This window comes from Eikenella longinqua, assembly GCF_001648355.1.
In the GTDB taxonomy this organism is placed as follows: domain Bacteria; phylum Pseudomonadota; class Gammaproteobacteria; order Burkholderiales; family Neisseriaceae; genus Eikenella; species Eikenella longinqua.
In genome coordinates this window covers 223,455-240,648 of record NZ_LXSL01000011.1, presented here as the reverse complement: position 1 = coordinate 240,648, position 17,194 = coordinate 223,455, and the positions used below count along the sequence as shown (strand labels likewise).

General features: G+C 61.0%; 14 protein-coding genes. 5 read left to right on the top strand and 9 right to left on the bottom strand.

All coding sequences use genetic code 11. The annotated features are described in order from the left end of the window. Nucleotides 1-212: 212 nt before the first annotated feature. The gene (pip, locus tag A7P95_RS01790; protein WP_067590387.1) at nt 213-1,151 is read right to left on the bottom strand and encodes a prolyl aminopeptidase; all 939 of its coding nucleotides are present in this window, start codon (nt 1,149-1,151) and stop codon (nt 213-215) included. Nucleotides 1,152-1,434: 283 nt separating this feature from the next. Next, nucleotides 1,435-4,335 (bottom strand): alanine--tRNA ligase, encoded by a 2,901-nt coding sequence (gene alaS / locus A7P95_RS01785; RefSeq protein ID WP_067590194.1) that lies wholly within the window; start codon nt 4,333-4,335, stop codon nt 1,435-1,437. Nucleotides 4,336-4,922: 587 nt separating this feature from the next. Here alaS and ubiU point away from each other — a divergent pair. The 3 genes from ubiU to ubiT all read left to right on the top strand — a co-directional run bounded on the left by ubiU (nt 4,923) and on the right by ubiT (nt 7,606). After that, nucleotides 4,923-5,996 carry a ubiquinone anaerobic biosynthesis protein UbiU gene (gene ubiU, locus A7P95_RS01780; protein ID WP_245636541.1) on the top strand — a complete coding sequence of 358 codons (1,074 nt, stop codon included), beginning with the start codon at nt 4,923-4,925 and terminating at the stop codon, nt 5,994-5,996. Between the two features lie 75 nt (nt 5,997-6,071). Beyond that, complete coding sequence (locus A7P95_RS01775; protein WP_067590191.1) at nt 6,072-6,992, top strand: U32 family peptidase; 921 nt, start codon at nt 6,072-6,074, stop codon at nt 6,990-6,992. A 170-nt stretch (nt 6,993-7,162) separates the two neighbouring features. Next, nucleotides 7,163-7,606, top strand: coding sequence for a ubiquinone anaerobic biosynthesis accessory factor UbiT (gene ubiT, locus A7P95_RS01770; RefSeq protein ID WP_067590188.1), 444 nt, complete (start codon nt 7,163-7,165; stop codon nt 7,604-7,606). Nucleotides 7,607-7,773: 167 nt separating this feature from the next. Here ubiT and A7P95_RS01765 read toward each other — a convergent pair whose 3' ends face one another. Together A7P95_RS01765 and A7P95_RS01760 are read right to left on the bottom strand one after the other, a co-directional pair. After that, nucleotides 7,774-8,247, bottom strand: coding sequence for an Aca2/YdiL-like domain-containing protein (locus A7P95_RS01765; RefSeq protein WP_067590185.1), 474 nt, complete (start codon nt 8,245-8,247; stop codon nt 7,774-7,776). 22 nt (nt 8,248-8,269) lie between these two features. Next, a complete protein-coding gene (locus A7P95_RS01760; RefSeq protein WP_067590381.1) occupies nt 8,270-9,046 on the bottom strand; it encodes a tRNA threonylcarbamoyladenosine dehydratase in 777 nt (258 codons plus the stop codon). 140 nt (nt 9,047-9,186) lie between these two features. Here A7P95_RS01760 and A7P95_RS01755 point away from each other — a divergent pair, with 140 nt between their 5' ends. Further along, nucleotides 9,187-9,651, top strand: coding sequence for a universal stress protein (locus tag A7P95_RS01755; protein ID WP_067590182.1), 465 nt, complete (start codon nt 9,187-9,189; stop codon nt 9,649-9,651). 75 nt (nt 9,652-9,726) lie between these two features. Here the strand turns inward: A7P95_RS01755 and hemW are convergent, their stop codons facing one another. From hemW to A7P95_RS01735, 4 genes are all read right to left on the bottom strand, one after another. Beyond that, nucleotides 9,727-10,893, bottom strand: coding sequence for a radical SAM family heme chaperone HemW (hemW, locus tag A7P95_RS01750; protein WP_067590180.1), 1,167 nt, complete (start codon nt 10,891-10,893; stop codon nt 9,727-9,729). A 44-nt stretch (nt 10,894-10,937) separates the two neighbouring features. Then, entirely contained in the window at nt 10,938-11,369 is a 432-nt protein-coding gene (locus tag A7P95_RS01745; protein ID WP_067590177.1) for a hypothetical protein, read from the bottom strand. Nucleotides 11,370-11,398: 29 nt separating this feature from the next. Further along, on the bottom strand, nt 11,399-11,854 hold the full coding sequence (locus A7P95_RS01740; RefSeq protein ID WP_067590174.1) for a hypothetical protein: 456 nt from the start codon (nt 11,852-11,854) through the stop codon (nt 11,399-11,401). A gap of 73 nt (nt 11,855-11,927) precedes the next feature. Beyond that, entirely contained in the window at nt 11,928-13,016 is a 1,089-nt protein-coding gene (locus A7P95_RS01735; protein WP_082890676.1) for an NUDIX domain-containing protein, read from the bottom strand. Between the two features lie 295 nt (nt 13,017-13,311). Between A7P95_RS01735 and glnD the strand changes: the two genes are divergently transcribed. Continuing rightward, nucleotides 13,312-15,885, top strand: a complete 2,574-nt coding sequence (gene glnD, locus A7P95_RS01730) for a [protein-PII] uridylyltransferase (RefSeq protein WP_082890675.1) — start codon at nt 13,312-13,314, stop codon at nt 15,883-15,885. Between the two features lie 261 nt (nt 15,886-16,146). Here the strand turns inward: glnD and A7P95_RS01725 are convergent, their stop codons facing one another. After that, nucleotides 16,147-17,136: an NAD-dependent epimerase/dehydratase family protein gene (locus A7P95_RS01725; RefSeq protein WP_067590171.1), complete on the bottom strand. Its 990-nt coding sequence runs from the start codon at nt 17,134-17,136 to the stop codon at nt 16,147-16,149. Between the last annotated feature and the right edge of the window lie 58 nt (nt 17,137-17,194).

Here is a 17,194-nt window from a genome sequence, read left to right as displayed (position 1 = left end):
GTTGGGTTGGGAAGCTTTGGGGAAATTTTATTCCTTTTGCTGCGGGCTTTGAAGCAGGATCGTTTGATTTTCAGGTAGCCTTTTCTGATTTGTATCAAGGCTGTGCCGGGTTGTGGAAGGGGCGGAAGGGGCTACCTGAAAAAGAGTAGGCGAAAAAAGGCTACCTGAAATTTTCAGGTAGCCTGCATCGCGAACGGTTTAGGCGGGGAGTGTTAGCCGCCGAGCCGTTCGGCGAATTCGTCGGTGGCTTGCACCAGGGCTTCGGCGATGGCGGGGTTTTGCGCATAGTGGCCGCTTTGGATGATGCGCAAATCGGCCTGCGGCAATGCCTGTTTCAAATCCCACGCGCTGCGGGTGGGGGTGCAGAGGTCGTAGCGGCCTTGCACGATGATGGTGGGAATATGCTGGATTTTGTGGGCGTTGGCCAAGATGGATTTGTCGCCTTGCAGCCAGCCTTGGTGTACGAAATAGTAGTTTTCGAAGCGGGCGATGGCGAGGGAGGCCTGCGGGTCTTCATCTACCGGTTTGGGGTCGAACCAAATCAGCCAGCTTTCCCAATCGGCCCAGGCTTTGGCGGCGGGCAGGTGTACGGCGGGATCGGGCGAATTGAGCATCCAGTAGTAGGCTTCCACCAGCGAGCCGGCGCGCTGCTCGGGCGGCACGGCGGCGAGGTAGCGCTGCCATTGTTCGGGGTAAATCATGCTCACGCCGCCTTCTTCGCTCAGCCAGTTGATTTCAATCTGGCGGCAAAGGAAGATGCCTCTCAGCACGAGGCCGCGCACGCGGTCGGGATGGGTTTCGGCATAGGCCAGGGCGAGGGTGCTGCCCCATGAGCCGCCGAATACTAGCCAGGTATCGATGCCGAGCATTTTGCGCACTTTTTCAATGTCTTCCACCAAATCCCAGGTGGTGTTGTCGCGGGTTTCGGCATAGGGGGTGGATTTGCCGCTGCCGCGCTGATCGATGATGATGATGCGGTATTTTTCGGGATTGAAAAAGCCTCGGCAGGCGGGGCTGGAGCCTGCGCCGGGGCCGCCGTGCAGGAAGATGACGGGAATGCCGGCGGGGTTGCCGCTTTCTTCCCAATAGATTGTGTGGAGCTCGGATACGGGCAGCATGCCGCTGCGGATGGGTTCTTGAATCGGATACAACATAGTTTTCTCCTTAATTCAAATTTCAAACGGAATGTCGGTATTGCCTAAACGAACTGCTTAATCGATATGCCGTTTGCCGCCCGCTCGGACAGCCGCCAGCGTATCGGTGATGTGAATGATACACGATTTTGCTAGTTTCTTGAAGTTTTGTAAAAGTTTGTTGCGGGATAAGTGTGGCGGCTTTGCAAAAATGGCGGTTGTGCTTGGAGGGAGGGATGGCGGGCAAGGAAAAGGCTACCTGAAAATTTTTTCAGGTAGCCTTTGATTAGAACGAAATAATTTAGGCTAGCTTGCCGCTTACCCAGCCTTCCACACTCCCCAACATTTCAGGCAGTTTCGCAATATCCGCGCCCCCCGCCTGTGCCAAATCCGGCCGTCCGCCGCCTTTGCCGCCGACTTGTTCGGCTGCGAATTTGACCAAATCACCGGCTTTTACTTTACCGGTTAGCGGTTTGGATACGCCGGCGCACAGGGAGACTTTGCCGTCGTTCACTGCCGCTAAAAGAATCACGGCGTTGTCGGATTTGCCGGTCAGGTCGGTAACGATTTCGCGCAGGGCTGCTGCGTCGGCTTCGATTTGGGCGGCGACGAGTTTGGCTGCGCCCAAGTCTTTTGCGTTGTCCAAGAGTTTGGCGCCTGCGTAGACGGCGAGTTCAGCTTTGGCGCGTGCCAATTCTTTTTCCAAGGCTTTGGCGTTTGCGGCGTTGGCTTGGATTTTGGCGAGTACGTCTTTCTCGGTTTGGGCTTTGACTTCGGCGATGATGTTTTTAATCAAACGCTCTTGGTTTTGCGCCCATGCGAGTGCGGCAAGGCCAGTGATGGCTTCTACGCGGCGGATGCCTGCGGCGATGCCGCCTTCGCTGATGATTTTGAAGAAGCCGATGTCGCCGGTGCGGGCGACGTGGGTGCCGCCGCACAATTCGGTAGAGTAGTCGCCCATAGTGATGACGCGGACGAAGTCGCCGTATTTTTCGCCGAAGAGCATCATTGCGCCGGATTTTTGCGCGTCTTCAATGGACATGGTTTCGACTTTGACGGGCACGTTGGCGATAATCGCGGCGTTGACGCGGCGTTCGACTTCGGCGATTTCTTCCGCGTTGATGCCTTGCGGGTGGGAGATGTCGAAGCGGGTCAGCTCGGCGTTTTGCAGGCTGCCTTTTTGTTCGACGTGTGTGCCGAGTACGTCGCGCAGGGCTTTGTGCATCAGGTGGGTTACGCTGTGGTTGCGCATGATGCTGTCGCGGATGTCGTTGTCGATTTCAGCGGATACGGCGTCGCCCACTTTCAGACGACCTGATACGACTGCGCCGAATTGTCCGTGTACGGCGGCTTTGATTTTCTGCGTGTCTTCGACGCGGAAGCGGTTTTCGCCGGCGAAGATGTAGCCGACGTCGCCGACCTGTCCGCCGCTTTCGGCGTAGAACGGGGTGTGTTCCAAAACGACTACGCCTGCTTCGCCTGCTTGAAGTTCGTCCACGGCTTCGCTGCCTTTGTATAAGGCGATGATTTTGGTGTCTTGGCTGCGGTGTTCGTAGCCGGTGAACTCGGTGTCCGCGCCTGTGTAGTCCAGTTGCGCGTTGGCTTTGAAATTTTGCGCGGCGCGGGCGCGGGCGCGTTGGGCTTCCATTTCGCGATCGAAGCCTTCTTCGTCCAAGTCGATGCCGAGTTCGCGCGCCATGTCTGCGGTCAGGTCGTAGGGGAAGCCGTAGGTGTCGTAGAGTTTGAACACGGCTTCGCCGGGAATGACGAGCTTGCTGTTGGCGATGTTGTTTTTCAGGTAGCCTTCCAATGCTTCGATATAGGGTTTGATTTCTGCGGGTTTCGGTTTGTCGGCATTGGTCCAAATCTCTTGGAAATCAAAGACGCATTTTTCGTTCAGACGACCTGTTTCGCGGGTGGACAGGATGACTTGTTTGCGGTCGGGCGCGTTGCGCGATTCGGCGAAAAACTCGATGCCGTCGGCGGTTTTCAACACCAGCGGTTTGCCGCTGCCTTCGGCGGGCAGCAGGCTTTCGAGTTTGAGGAACGCCATGCCGTGCCATACTTGGTTGAACAGCCCCATGCCTTTTTCCAGCGTTTCGCCGAAGCGGGTTTCTTCGCCGCGCAGGGCTTCCATGATGTGCGTCTGTTTTTCTTTCAACTCGGGATACGCGTCGCCCATGGCTTTCACCAAATCAGGCACGAGTTTGTAGAAAAACGCCTGTTTCTGACCGAGTTTGTAACCGTGGCGCACGGCGCGGCGGATGATGCGGCGCAGCACATAGCCGCGTCCTTCGTTGGACGGCATCACGCCGTCGGCAATCAGGAAGGAGCAGGAGCGAATGTGGTCGGCGATGACTTTCAGACTCGGCTCGTCCATGCTGAACGGCGCGCCGGTTTCGCGGGCGACGGCTTTGAGCAGGTCTTGGAACAGGTCGATTTCGTAGTTGCTGTGGACGTGCTGCATGACTGCCGCCATGCGCTCCAAGCCCATGCCGGTATCGACGGAGGGTTTGGGCAGCGGGTTCATGTTGCCCTGTTCGTCGCGGTTGAACTGCATGAACACGCAGTTCCAGATTTCAATCCAGCGGTCGCCGTCTTCTTCGGGGCTGCCGGGAATGCCGCCCCAGATTTCTTCGCCGTGGTCGTAGAAAATTTCGGAGCAAGGGCCGCAGGGGCCGGTGTCGCCCATCTGCCAGAAGTTGTCGGATGCGTACCTGCCGCCCTTGTTGTCGCCGATGCGGACGATGCGCTCGGCAGGCATACCGATTTCGTTCAGCCAGATGTTGTAGGCTTCGTCGTCTTCGGCATAGACGGTTGCCAAGAGTTTTTCTTTGGGCAGGTTCAGCCATTCGGGGGAAGTGAGGAACTCCCAAGCGAAGTGGATGGCGTCGCGTTTGAAGTAGTCGCCGAAGGAGAAGTTGCCCATCATTTCAAAGAAGGTGTGGTGGCGGGCGGTATAGCCGACGTTTTCCAAGTCGTTGTGTTTGCCGCCTGCGCGCACGCATTTTTGCGCGGTGGTGGCGCGGCTGTAAGCGCGTTTGTCGAAGCCGAGGAACACGTCTTTAAACTGGTTCATGCCCGCGTTGGTAAAGAGCAGGGTCGGGTCGTCGTGGGGGACGAGCGAGGAGGAACGGACAACTTGGTGGCCTTTGTTTTGGAAAAATTGCAGGAATTTTTGGCGCAGTTCTTTGGTTTTCATGGTGTCTCTTTAAAGTGAAGATGGATTTTCAGGTAGCCTCGGGCGGCTTGGCAGAGAGGCTGCCGAGTAAACAAAAATTGGGCGTGATTTTACTGCATCCTGCCTGGCGGCGGGAGGCTACCTGAAAAATATATAGCGAACCAACTTAACTTTTGCTGTTAGCTCGCCTTGCCGTACTCCTGTGCTGCCTGCGGCTCGCAAGCGGGCGGGAAGCCTTGGGCGGCGCAAAGTTTGCCTTGCTCGTTGCGCTGCATTGAAGATTGCGTTTTCAGGTAGCCTCAAGCCAAAGGTTGCATGCAAACGAGCGGGGGCGTGTTTCCGCAAAACCAACTATATCTGCTTTCCGCAGGCTTGACTTAAATCAGCGCTGAGGCCGGGCAATGCCCCTAGAATGCCTAGGGCGAATTGACAATTTGATAACGGCGGTATTTTGTCCCATAAAACGCCGCCTTCTGCGTTAAAAATGCTCGCAAGATGTCCAATCTTGCTGTGCTTTTTGCCTTGAATCCGGCATTTTCTGTGCCAAAAACCGACTCATTTCAAATGGTCAGTTCGCCCTAGCCTAACCTGCACATGCGAGCCACACTATGCTGTTCGACGATTTCCAGCCCACCCACCGCACCCAGCCTGCCGCCAAGCCGCAGCCCGCCGGCCGCGCCCCCGCGCCCGAACTCGTCTGCCCCGCCGGCAACCTGCCCGCCCTGAAAACCGCCGTGGACAACGGCGCGGACACGGTTTACATGGGGCTGAAAGACGCCACCAACGCGCGCAATTTCCCCGGCCTGAATTTCGACCAAAAATCCACCATCGAAGGCATCCGCTACGCCCACGAGCGCGGGCGGCACGTGCTGATGGCCATCAACACTTATGCCCAAGCCGGGCAGGTGGCACGCTGGCAGCGCGCGGTGGACACCGCCGCCGATTTGGGCGCGGATGCCATCATTGTGGCCGACCCCGCCGTGATGGACTACGCCTGCAAGAAACATCCGAACTTGCGCCTGCATATGTCGGTGCAGGGTTCGGCCACCAATTACGAAGCCATCAACCTGATGCGCGATTTGTTCGGCATCCGCCGCGCCGTGCTGCCGCGCGTGCTCACCATCGACCAAGTGCGGCATGTGATTGAAAACACGGATGTGGAGATTGAAGTGTTCGGTTTCGGCAGCCTGTGCGTGATGGTGGAAGGCCGCTGTATTTTGTCGAGCTACGCCACGGGCGAATCGCCGAATATGCAGGGCGTGTGTTCGCCCGCCAAGGCCGTGCGCTGGGAGCAACTGCCCGACAAGATGAACGTGCGGCTCAACCAAGTGCTAATCGACCAGTTCAATAAAGACGAACCAGCGGGCTACCCCACGCTGTGCAAAGGCCGTTTTGAAGTGAACGATGAAACCTATTACGCGCTGGAAGAGCCGACCAGCCTGAACGTGCTTTCCGTGCTGCCCGAACTGATAAAAATCGGCGTGGCGGCGGTGAAGGTGGAAGGCCGCCAGCGCAGCCCGATGTACACCGCGCAGGTTACGCGCACGCTGCGGCAGGCTTTGGACGCGGCCGCCGCCGACCCCGCGCACTACCGCGTAACCCCCGCCTGGGATGCGGCTTTAGGCAAGGTTTCCGAAGGCAGCCAGAGCACGCTGGGTGCGTATAACCGGCCTTGGAAGTAGGTTTCAGACGGGCTCGAATATTTTCAGGTAGCCTCTCAGGCCGTCTGAAAAGGCTACCTGAAAAAAGGAACACCCATGAATCTCTCCCTCGCCCCCGTCCAATTCTTCTGGCAGAGAGAAACCCTGCTCGAATTCTACGCCGCCATGCTCGACAGCCCGCTCGACACCATCTACCTGGGCGAAACCGTCTGCTCCCGCCGCCAGAAAATGCGTTTCGACGACTGGTTCGGCCTCGCCCAAGACCTCGCCGACAGCGGCAAAGAAATCATCCTCTCCTCCCAAGTGCTGCTCGAAAGCGAATCCGACCTCAAACGCCTGCGCAAAATCACCGGCCAAGACAAATTCAAAATCGAAGCCAACGACATGGGCGCGGTCAAACTCGCCCGCGAACACGGCATCCCCTTCGTGGCCGGCGCCAGCCTCAACATCTACAACGAAGCCACCCTCCAACTCTTCCAAAACCTCGGCGCCTACCGCTGGGTCGCCCCCGCCGAACTCGAACGCGGCAAAGTGGCCGACATCGCCCGCCTTTCCAGCGGCCTCGAAACCGAAATCTTCGCCTGGGGCAAAATCCCCCTGGCCTACTCCTCCCGCTGCTTCACCGCGCGGCACTACAACCTCAACAAAGACAGCTGCGAATTCCGCTGCCTCGACCACGAACACGGCCTCACCATGAACACCCGCGAAGGCCAGCCCTTCCTCACCATCAACGGCATCCAAACCATGTCCTACGGCAGCCAATGCCTGCTGCCGCACCACGCCAACATGGCCGCCATCGGCGTACACATCCTGCGCCTCTCGCCCCAGCTCACCGACATGCCGCGCATCATCGCCCTGCACCGCGCCGTGCTCGACGGACAAACCACCCTCGCCGAAGCCCTGCCCGAACTCACCCGCCTCGCCACCGGCACACCCGTGGACGGCTATTGGCTCGGCAAACCCGGCATCGAAGCCGTGGAAGCCCACCGCCAAGCCTACGGCAACCACGCCGCCTAACCAAGGCTACCTGAAAAAGGCCGTCTGAAAACGAAGTTTCCGCAGGAAGCGGAGTTTCTGCGAAGCTAAAACGAAGTTTCCGAAGAAGCAAAGTTTCTGCGAAGCTAAAACAAAGTTTCTGTGCAGCCAAAACCAATTTTCAGGTAGCCGCATAAACAAAGGAAACCATCATGCCCCTCCCCGACCTCACCCTGCCCCAATGGTGCGCCCGAATCGGCCGCCGCCTGCCCGGCCTGCCGCCGCGTTTCGCCCTGGTTAAAACCCTCAACCTCATGCTCAAGCGCGGCCTCTTGCCCGCCGACATGAGCCTGTTTGCCGGTCGTACCTTCGAAATCGACGTGCTTGACGCGGGCATAGCCGTGCGCTTCACCGCCGACGGCGAACGCTTCCTCGACCAAGCCTTCCAAGGCGAGCCCGACCTGCGCCTGGCCGCCAACAGCGCCGACTTTCTGCGCATGATGCTGCGCGAAGAAGACCCCGACACCCTGTTTTTCAAACGCAAGCTGCAAATCGAAGGCGACACCGAATTGGGGCTGATTGCCAAAAACCTGCTCGATAGCGTGGAATGGCCGTTTGCCGAGCGGCTGGCGCAATGGCAGCAGATGTTTGAATAGGCGGCAATATCCGTGCCAAATATTTTTCAGGTAGCCAGAAGGGATGCAGAAAAGGCTACCTGAAAATGCTGTCCACACCGTTCATCAGCAATAAAAGGCTACCTGGAACGACGCTTCCGCAGAAAGCGAAGTTTTCAGGTAGCCTTGATTGCTTGCGGATAACCGGATTATCCCCGGCTCGCGGCAAACTGCTCTTGCGCCCAGCGCTGGCGGTTGGCGGGGGTGTCGGCGGCGTGGCCGTGCTGCTCGCGCCAGGCGCGGTAGGCTTCGGCGTTAAACAGTACCACGCGCCCGCCCATGGCGGCCACTTCGCCGGCCACGCTCTGACTGATGCGCCAGTCGGCAATGCCGATGCAGGCTCGTTCGTCGGGATACCACAAGGCGATGGTGGGCTCGCCGCCTTCGGCCTGGCGGGCGATTTGCTCGGCGTAGTCGTCGATGGCCTGGTATTTTTGGTTGAGGCGGGTTTCCACGGCGGCCACCACGTGCAGCGGGATGGCGGCCTCGCCGGCTTCCCAGCTTTCCCATTCTGCGGCGGTGGCGCCGTGGGGAAAGTGCACATTCGGCACGAGGGTTTGGCCGGCTTCGGCGGCAGTGAGGTTCAGGTTGAGGCGCAGGGCTTTCAGTTCGATGGGAGACATGGTTTTCCTTTGGAATAAGCAGTTATTTGGCTTGGGCGGCTAAGTGCTCAATCGCCGCCTGCGCGCAAAACAGGCCGAAGGCAGCGGTAACCAGCATGCTGGCGCCGTAGCCCGCGCAGGATAGGCCCTGCGGCGCGGCATCGGCCTCGCAGGCGGCGCCGGTTTGCGGCGGGGCAACGTTTTCTTCGGAATACACGCAGCTCACTTTCATGCGCGTTTTGGGGTCGCGCGGGAAGCCGTGGCGGCGGCGCAAGGTGTAGCGCAGGTTGGCCAGCAGCGGGTCGTGGGTGGTGCGGGCGAGGTCGGCGCGGCGGATGAGGGCGGGGTCGCGCTGGCCGCCCGCGCCGCCGGATACGATAAACGGCTGCTTCTGCGCCACAAAATGTGCGGCCATGGCGGCCTTCACGCGCACTTGGTCGATGGCGTCGATCACAAAGTCAAACGGCTCGGCAAAGAGCGTGCCCACGTTTTCCGCGTCCACAAAATCTTCGATTTCGCGCACGGTGCAGGCTGGGTTGATTTGCAGGATGCGCCGGTGCAGCGCGGTGACCTTGGGCAGGCCGAAATTATCGGTGAGGGCGTGGAGCTGGCGGTTGGTGTTGGATTCGGCCACGTTGTCCAAATCAATCAGCGTGAGCCGGCCCACGCCGCTGCGCGCCAGCGCTTCCACCGCCCACGAGCCCACGCCGCCCACGCCCACCACGCACACGTGCGAAGTGGCAAATTGTTGCAGCGCGGCGGCGCCGTAGAGGCGGGAAATGCCGCCGAAGCGGCGGTTGCTTGGAGAAAAATCTGTCATTGGTTTGAGCAAAAACAATCGGAAAAAATGGCACATTCGGCACTTCGGTATTATACTGTAAACGTATCAGGAAGAGACCCGTCCGGCGGCTGTTGCCCCTGTGCGGAGGCATTGGAACATCGTTCACTCAGGAGAAAATTATGTACAAACAGATCGTAATTGCAGTAGACGGCAGCCGCACTTCGCAGCATGCGCTCAAACAGGCCTGCGGGCTGGCGCAGGCCACCGGCGCGGCGCTCACGCTGGTGCACGTGGCCAATCCGGCCGAATACGTGGCCACTGTGGCGCCTGAGTTTTTGCAGTATGAAAACTACGAAACCGCCGCCACCGAGCAGGGCAACGCCATTTTGGATGCCGCCATCAAGCAGGCACGCGGCATACTGGGCGAAAACGCGCAAATCGGCCGCCATTTGCTGGTGATCAGCAAAAACGCGCGCGACATGGCCAAGAGCCTGGTGGAATACGCCACCGAGCAGAAGGCCGACCTCTTGGTGCTGGGCACGCACGGCCGCACCGGCCTGATGCACCTTCTGATGGGCAGCTTTGCTGAAACCGTGATGCGCGAAACCCGCCTGCCGCTGCTGATTATCCGCCGCGAGGCTTAAACGCTTAGGCTGGAGGCAGGATTAAAGGCTACCTGAAAATTTTCAGGTAGCCTTTTTTGTGCTTGGGGCTGGTGTTTACAAGAACAGTTGCAGCAGGTCGTTTAGGTAGCGCTGGCCGCGTTCGGTGGGGCGCAGGAGGGCGGGGCTGGGGTCGATGAGGCCGAGCCGGACGGCGCTTTGCAGGGGGCGGGCGATGGCGGCGAGGGAAAGGCCGGTGCGCTCGGTGAAGAGGTGGGTGGGCACGCCTTGGGTGAGGCGCATGGCGTTGAGCATGAATTCGAAAGGCAGCTCGCCGGGGGCTACCTGAAAACGTTCGATGGCTTCGGCGGGGTTGTCCTGCATGGCGGCGAGGTAGCTGCGGGGGTGGCGGGCGCGGGTGGTGCGGATGATGCCGCTGTGGCTGCTGATTTTGCCGTGGGCGCCGGCGCCGATGCCGATGTAGTCGCCGAACTGCCAGTAGTTGAGGTTGTGGCGGCATTGTTGATTGGCTCGGGCGAAGGCGCTGGTTTCGTAGTGTGCAAAGCCGGCGGCGAGCAGGGCTTGGTGTACGGCTTGTTCGATGTCGTAGGCGGCGTCTTCTTCGGGGATGCCGGGGGGCGGGGTGCGGCCGAAGGGGGTGTTGGGCTCCATGGTGAGGTGGTAGGCGCTGATGTGGGATACGCCGGAATCGATGGCGCTTTGGATGTCTTGCCGGGCTTCTGCGGGGGTTTGGCGGGGCAGGGCATACATGATGTCGGTGTTCACGCGGGGGAAGATGGCGAGGGCGGCTTCGATGGCGGCGCGGGCTTCGCTGCCGTTGTGGATGCGGCCGAGGGCTTTGAGCTTGGCATCGTTGAAGCTTTGGATGCCGAGCGAGAGGCGGTTGACGCCGGCTTCGGCGTAGCCTTGGAAGCGCGCCTGCTCGAAGGTGCCGGGGTTGGCTTCGAGGGTGATTTCGGCGTCGGGCAGCAGGCGCACGAGGGCGCGCACGCCGCCGAGCAGGCGGTTGATGCTCTCGGCGGAAAACACGCTGGGGGTGCCGCCGCCGATGAAGATGGTTTCCACGGGGCGGCCCCAAATATGGGGCAGCTCGTGTTGCAGGTCGGCGAGCAGGGCGTCGATGTAGGCGGCTTCGCTGGTGTCGGGCTTGAGGCGGTGGGAATTGAAGTCGCAATAGGGGCATTTTTGGATGCACCAGGGGATGTGGATATAGAGCGAGAGGGGCGGCGGGGCGCTGAGGGCTGGGGCTTGCAGTAGGGGCATGGGTGTGTGGTGTTTGGGTGTGGGAAAAGGAAGCAGTGTTTCGGCTATTGCGCTTCAAAGGCTACCTGAAAAACCTGTTCGCCGATGCGCACGTCGGCTAAGTAATCGTGGCGCCGGTCGGTGCACACCGGCAGGCGGATTTGCGCGGCCAGCCAAGAGCCGTTTGGCTGGCGGGCGAGCGGGTAGCGGTTGAAGCCCATATCCATGTTTGCCATGCTGAAGCTCACTTCCACCCGCTGCACTTCGGGCGGCACGTTTGCCAATTCAATATCAAACGGTTCGCGCAGCGCGGCGGCAAAACGGATGCGGCTGCCGTTGGGCAGGGTGCAGCCCTGGCGCGGCTGGCAGGCCTGCGGTGTGGCGGCTGCGGCAGGCTGTTGCGCGGCACGCCACTGGCGCGCGGCAAAATGGCCGCCTGCCAGCGCCAGCAGCGCGGCGAGGGCGAGCAAGGTTTTGGTGCGTGGAGAGAGGGGCATAAGAGGCTACCTGAAAAAGTTTGGGCGGATTATCTAAACTCGAAAAGTATCAATACAAGAGGAGCCAGTAAAAACGGCACAAAACTGCCGAGAAAACCCGCCCGAAACGCTGCCCATTCATCGGCTTCCACTTCCACTTGCCATATCAAGGCCACGATAAAGCCGATAATCAAAGCCGGTGTCGAGAACCAATATAGAAACCATAATTCATCGTTACCAAACACGAGCACTGCCAGCCAATACATCCATATCCCCAAGTTTATGGCCAGCGAAATGCCCGACGCAAAATACGGCCGGACGCTCGACATCTTCCAGCTGCACAGCCAAGCCAGCAGGGTGGGGATGAGTAGAGGGCTAGACTGAATGAAAGGTAAAGGAAACAACCCAAACGTGGGCGGGCGATACAGTATATATGCCGCTAGCGGCAGATACAGCACCAAGGCAATCAAAATATCTTTCCAATACGGATTAAGCTTGTTCCACATCTGTTTAACCTTTCATTCTGGTTTTTCAGGTAGCCTTCAGCCACGCGGCAAAGGCTACCTGAAATCCAGTTTCTCACCCCCGCACCACCGCATGCGCCCCCGCCGCCAGCCAGCGTTCGGCATAACGCGCCGCCAGCGCCGCATCGGAAGGCAGCAGCACCAGCGGCAGCGCCACGCCCTCGGCCAAGGCCGCGCACGCCTGTTCCGCTGCCGCCTCGTCGCCCACCGGCCACACCGCCGCTTCGGCCCTGGCTCCCGACGCCAGCGCCACTTCCCGCGCCGAGCGCACCAGCGGCCAGCGGCGCACCCCGCGCGGCGCAGCGGCGGCCAAGTCGGCCAGGCTAGACAGCAGGCGGCTGCCCGGCGGCGGGTGGGGCGCATCGGGCGGCAACACGCAAAAAGCGCCGTCTGCCGAGCGCAAACCCGCATGCAGGCTACCTGAAAACGCCGTGGGCACCGCCAGCGCGTTCAACAAAGCCGCATTGGCCGGCAGCATGGGCGACACCGTGTAGCACCCCGGCTTTTGCCAGCGCCATTGCTGGCCTTCACGCGCCTGCAACTGCCCGTGCCAGCCGTTTGCCGGCACGCGGAAAAAACGCAGCCGCACGCGGGCGTGCTCATAGCTGTAGATTTTGGTGAGCCACGGCACGGCGGTGTGGATGCGGATGCCCAGCTCTTCCGCCAGCTCGCGCCGCAGCGCGTCGGTGTCGCCCTCGCCCGGCTCCACCTTGCCGCCGGCAAATTCCCAATAGCCCGCATAGGTCTTGCCCTCGGGGCGCGAACTGAGCAGCACCTCGCCGCGCGCGTTATACACAATGCCGGCCACCACGTGCAGCAGCGGGCGGGTATCGGCGCAATGTTGGTGCAGCCAATCGATGCAGCCGTTGATCAGCTCGGGCAGGCGGGCGATTTGGTGGGTGTGCAGGCGGCGCAGCGGGCGCTCCCAATCCTGATTGCCCACCAGCAGCACGGTAAACCGCCCCTGCGGCGCGGCCGCGGCATACCAGCCCACATCGAGCAGGTATTGCCCGCCGAAGAAGCTGATTTGCAGCAGGTCTTCGCCCAAAAGCAGGCTGCTTGGGTCTTCATCGGCGTGTTCCAGCAGCCAGGAGAAATGGTCGAAAGTGATGATTCCGTTGCGGAGATTAAGGGGGCTGGGCATGGCGGCGGCAGGGAAGGATGGCAGAGGCGGGCAGTTTACTGGAGCGGGCGGCGGCGGGCAACGGCGGCGGGGCAATGATGTTCCTGTAAGAGGCTACCTGAAAAATCATTTTCCATTTTTTCAGGTAGCCTTTTTGATTTTCAGGTAGCCTTTCTTAGCTTGGAGGGCAGCCTTCCCGCGCGATACAATCCTAGGGGTTGATTCCGCCACCGATGCAGAGAAAGCTTGGAGGGCAGCCTTCCCGCGCGATACAATCCTTCCCTTCATCCCATCACACAAACCCAGGAAACCCACCATGCCGCAAACCGTGCACACTCTGGCGCAGGAGCTGGCCGGGCGCAAGCAGCAAATCATTGCCGCCTACCGCGCTCACCGCAATCCGCAGCGTTTTTTTACCGACTACGGCGCCGCGCTGTCGCAAACCGTGGTGGCGCTGTGGCGGCAGATGCTGCCGCTGCAAGAGCGGGAGCCGCTGGCTTTGATGGCGCTGGGCGGCTTCGGGCGCGGTGAAATGTATCCCTTTTCCGATGTGGATTTGGGCATCGCCGCCGCCGGGGAATTAAACGAAGCGCAGCGGCAGAAGATTGAAGCGTGGCTGCAAGCATTGTGGGATATGGGATTGAGCCCATCGCTGAAAACCGGCAGCGTGGCCGAGCTGTGCGCCGGTGCGGCGGAGGATTTAACCGGCGACACTTCGCTGCTGGAAGCGCGCCTGCTCGACGGCAGCGCGGAAGTGTTTGAGCGGCTGCGGCGCGAATTGGATATCCAGCGCAATCCGGCTGCCTTTGCCGAGGGCAAACTCTTGGAATTGCAGCAGCGCCATCTTAAAGCGCAGGCGGGCAGCAGCCTGGAGCCCAACCTGAAAACCTGCCCCGGCGGCCTGCGCGACATCCACACCATGCTGTGGCTGGCGCGGGTGCAGGGCATAGCGCCGCAGTTGCAGCAGCTGGCACGCCAGCGCATCCTCACCCGCACCGAAATGGCCATGTTGCGCCGCAGCCACCGCCGCCTGGCGCGCATCCGCATCGAGCTGCACTTGGCCGCGGGCAAGCCGCAGGAGCAGCTGCGTTTCGATTTGCAGCCGCAGGTGGCGCTGGCCTTGGGTTTCGACGACGAGAGCAAGCAGCGGCGCAGCGAGCGGCTGATGCACCTGCTCTACCGCGCGGTGAAAACGGTGAAACAGCTGGGCGGCATCCTGCTGCCGATGCTGCGCGGGCGGATTTATTCGCCGCTGCCGCGCGTGGTGCACGATTTGGATGCGCACTATTTCCAAGTGAACAACCTCATCGCCGTGCGTGATAAAAGCCTGTTCCGCCGCGAGCCGCAACATATTTTTAAAATATTGGAGCTGAGGCAGCAACACAGCGACCTCTCCGGCCTGGCACCGGAAACGCTGCGCGCCTGGTGGCAGGCGGTACAGCAGGAAATGAACGGGCGTTTTTATGCCGATGAGGCCAACCGTCGCCGTTTCGTGGGCTTCTTCCGCCACGGCGGCGGGCTCACCCACCTTTTGCGTTTTTTAAACCTCTACGGCGTGCTGGCGCGCTATCTGCCCGAGTGGGGCAAGATTGTGGGGCTGCTCCAGCACGATCTGTTTCATGTTTATCCGGTGGACGACCATATCCTGATGGTGGTGCGCAATATGCGCCGCCTGGCCTTGGAGGCACACAGCCACGAGCTGCCCTTTGCCAGCGCGCTGATGCACGGCTTTCCGCGCCAGCCGATACTCTATTTGGCCGCGTTGTTTCACGATATCGCCAAAGGGCGCGGCGGCGACCATGCCGAGCTGGGGCGGGAAGACGCGCGCCGCTTTGCCGCCGACCATTTCTTGAGCGCGGAAGAAGCCGATTTGCTGGAATGGCTGGTGGGCAGCCACTTGCTGATGTCGCTCACCGCGCAGAAAGAAGATATTCAAGACCCGGCGGTGGTGGCCGCCTTCTGCCGCCAAGTGCAAACGCCCGAGCGGCTCACCGCGCTTTATCTGCTCACCGTGGCCGATATGCGCGGCACCAACCCGAAAATCTGGAACGCCTGGAAAGCCAGTCTGCTCGAATCGCTGTTCCGCTCGGCGCTGCAATATTTCGGCGGCGAAACGCCCAGCCGCGATATGGCGGTGAGCCGCCGCCAGCAGAAGGCGCGGCAGGCCTTGGCCGATACAGGCGTGGGCGAGGCCGAATGCCGCCGGCTGTGGCAGCAGCTGGGGCAGGCCTATTTCGTGCGCCACAGCGCAGACATTATTTTGTGGCACCTGCCGCTGTTGGCCGCCGATGCCGAAGCGCCGCAGGCGCACATCCGCGAATTGCCCGAGGCGGGCGGCTTGCAGGTGATGGTGCTCATGCCCAACCGCGACCGCCTGTTTGCCGGCCTGTGCCGCCTCTTCGGCCGCCACCAGCTCGGCATCCTCGCCGCCCACGCCTATATCACCGCGCATCAATACATCCTCGACACCTTCGTGTTGCAGCTGCCCGCCCACTGCCTGCCCGGCGATATTCGGCGCATCCGCAGCCGTGTGCAGCAGGCCTTAGAGCAATTTGTGCACAGCCCGCCGCCCGCCGCTGCCGCAGCCGAGCCTGCCCCGCGCGTGCTGAGCCGCCGCCTGCGCCACCTGCCCATCGCCCCGCGCATCACCCTTTCCGCCGAAGACAACCCCGGCGAATACACGCTGGAAATCATCACCGCCAACCGCGCCTTCCTGTTGGCCGACATCGCCGACGTGCTCTCGCAGCTCAACATCAGCCTCAGCTACGCCGCCATCGCTACCTTCGACGAGCGCGTGGAAGACAGCTTCCTCATCCGCCACCCGCAGCTGGCCGACACCGCCTTCCAGCTCAAGCTGGAGCAGATGCTGCTGGAGCGGATTGGGAGTTAGCGCCGGGCTGGTGTTGGGAAACGGAAAAGGCTACCTGAAAAAGCTTGGCGAGTTTCTGTGAAGTTATAGTGGATGAAATTTAAATCAGGACAAGGCGACGAAGCCGCAGACAGTACAGATAGTACGGCAAGGCGAGGCAACGCGGTACTGGTTTTTGTTAATCCACTATAGAACGTAAACTTCAGCGAAGCCAATTTTAAAAGGCTACCTGAAAACATATTTTTGGTTTTCAGGTAGCCTTTTGCTTGCCTATTTGGGCGGCTAAAGCCGTTCGCGCCAATAAAGGGCGGTGGCGGCCATGGCTTGCTGCATATTGTGGGTCGGGGTGTAGCCGAGCAGAGTTTGGGCGGCGCGGTTGTCCAATGTCATGTCGTAGTGCAGCGCGGCGATGCTGTAGCGGGTGAACAGGGGCTCGCGGCGGCTGAGGGCGCTCCAGCCTTCGAGCGCGGCGGCGGCAGCGGCGAGCAGGGGGTAGGGCGGGGTGCGGATGGGAAAATCGAGTTTCAGGTAGCCTTTGAGCAGGGTGTCGACCACTTGGCGCAGGGTGAGCGGCTCTTGGTTGGTGATGTTGAACGCGCTGCCGCTGGGGATACCGGGGCGTTCGGTGGCGAGCCGCATGGCGTGGGCAACGTTGGGGGCGTAGGTGAAATCCATCAGGGCGGCGCCGCCGCGCGGCAGGGGCAGGAAGCCGCGCTGGCGGATAACGTGCAGCAGGCGGGGCAGCAGCACTTGGTCGTGGCGGCCGAAGATGGCGCGCGGGCGCAGCATGACGAAGCGGGTGTGCGGAAACTTTTCGGCGGCGGCGAGGATGCGTTGTTCGGCCAGGGCTTTGGTGGCGGCGTAGTGGTTGACGTAGCGTGCGGGGCGGAAGCTTTCGGGCACGTTGCGGCGGTGGCGGAAGTCGAAATAGAGGGAGGGGGTGGAGATGTGCACAAACACGGGCACTTGCGCTTGGCCGGCGGCTTGGGCGAGCTGCTCGGTGGCGAGCACGTTGGCGGCGTGAAAGTCGGCATAACGGCCCCACGGGGCGGAGAGGGCGGCACAGTGCCACACGGCGCGGATGCCGTGCAGCAGCCGGGGCGGCAGGGGGCGGGTGAGGTCGGCGGCAAGGGTGCGGCAGCCTTGGGCGGCGAGCTCGGCGAGGGCGGCGGAATTGCGGCCGAGGGCGAGCACGGGGCTGCCGGTTTGCAGGGCGAGTTCGGCGGCGTTGCGGCCGAGGCCGCCGGTGGCGCCGGTGATGAGGATGGTCATGGGCGTTGGGTTTGGAAAAGGGTTGGCGGGGATAAAAGGCTACCTGAAAAATGAGCTC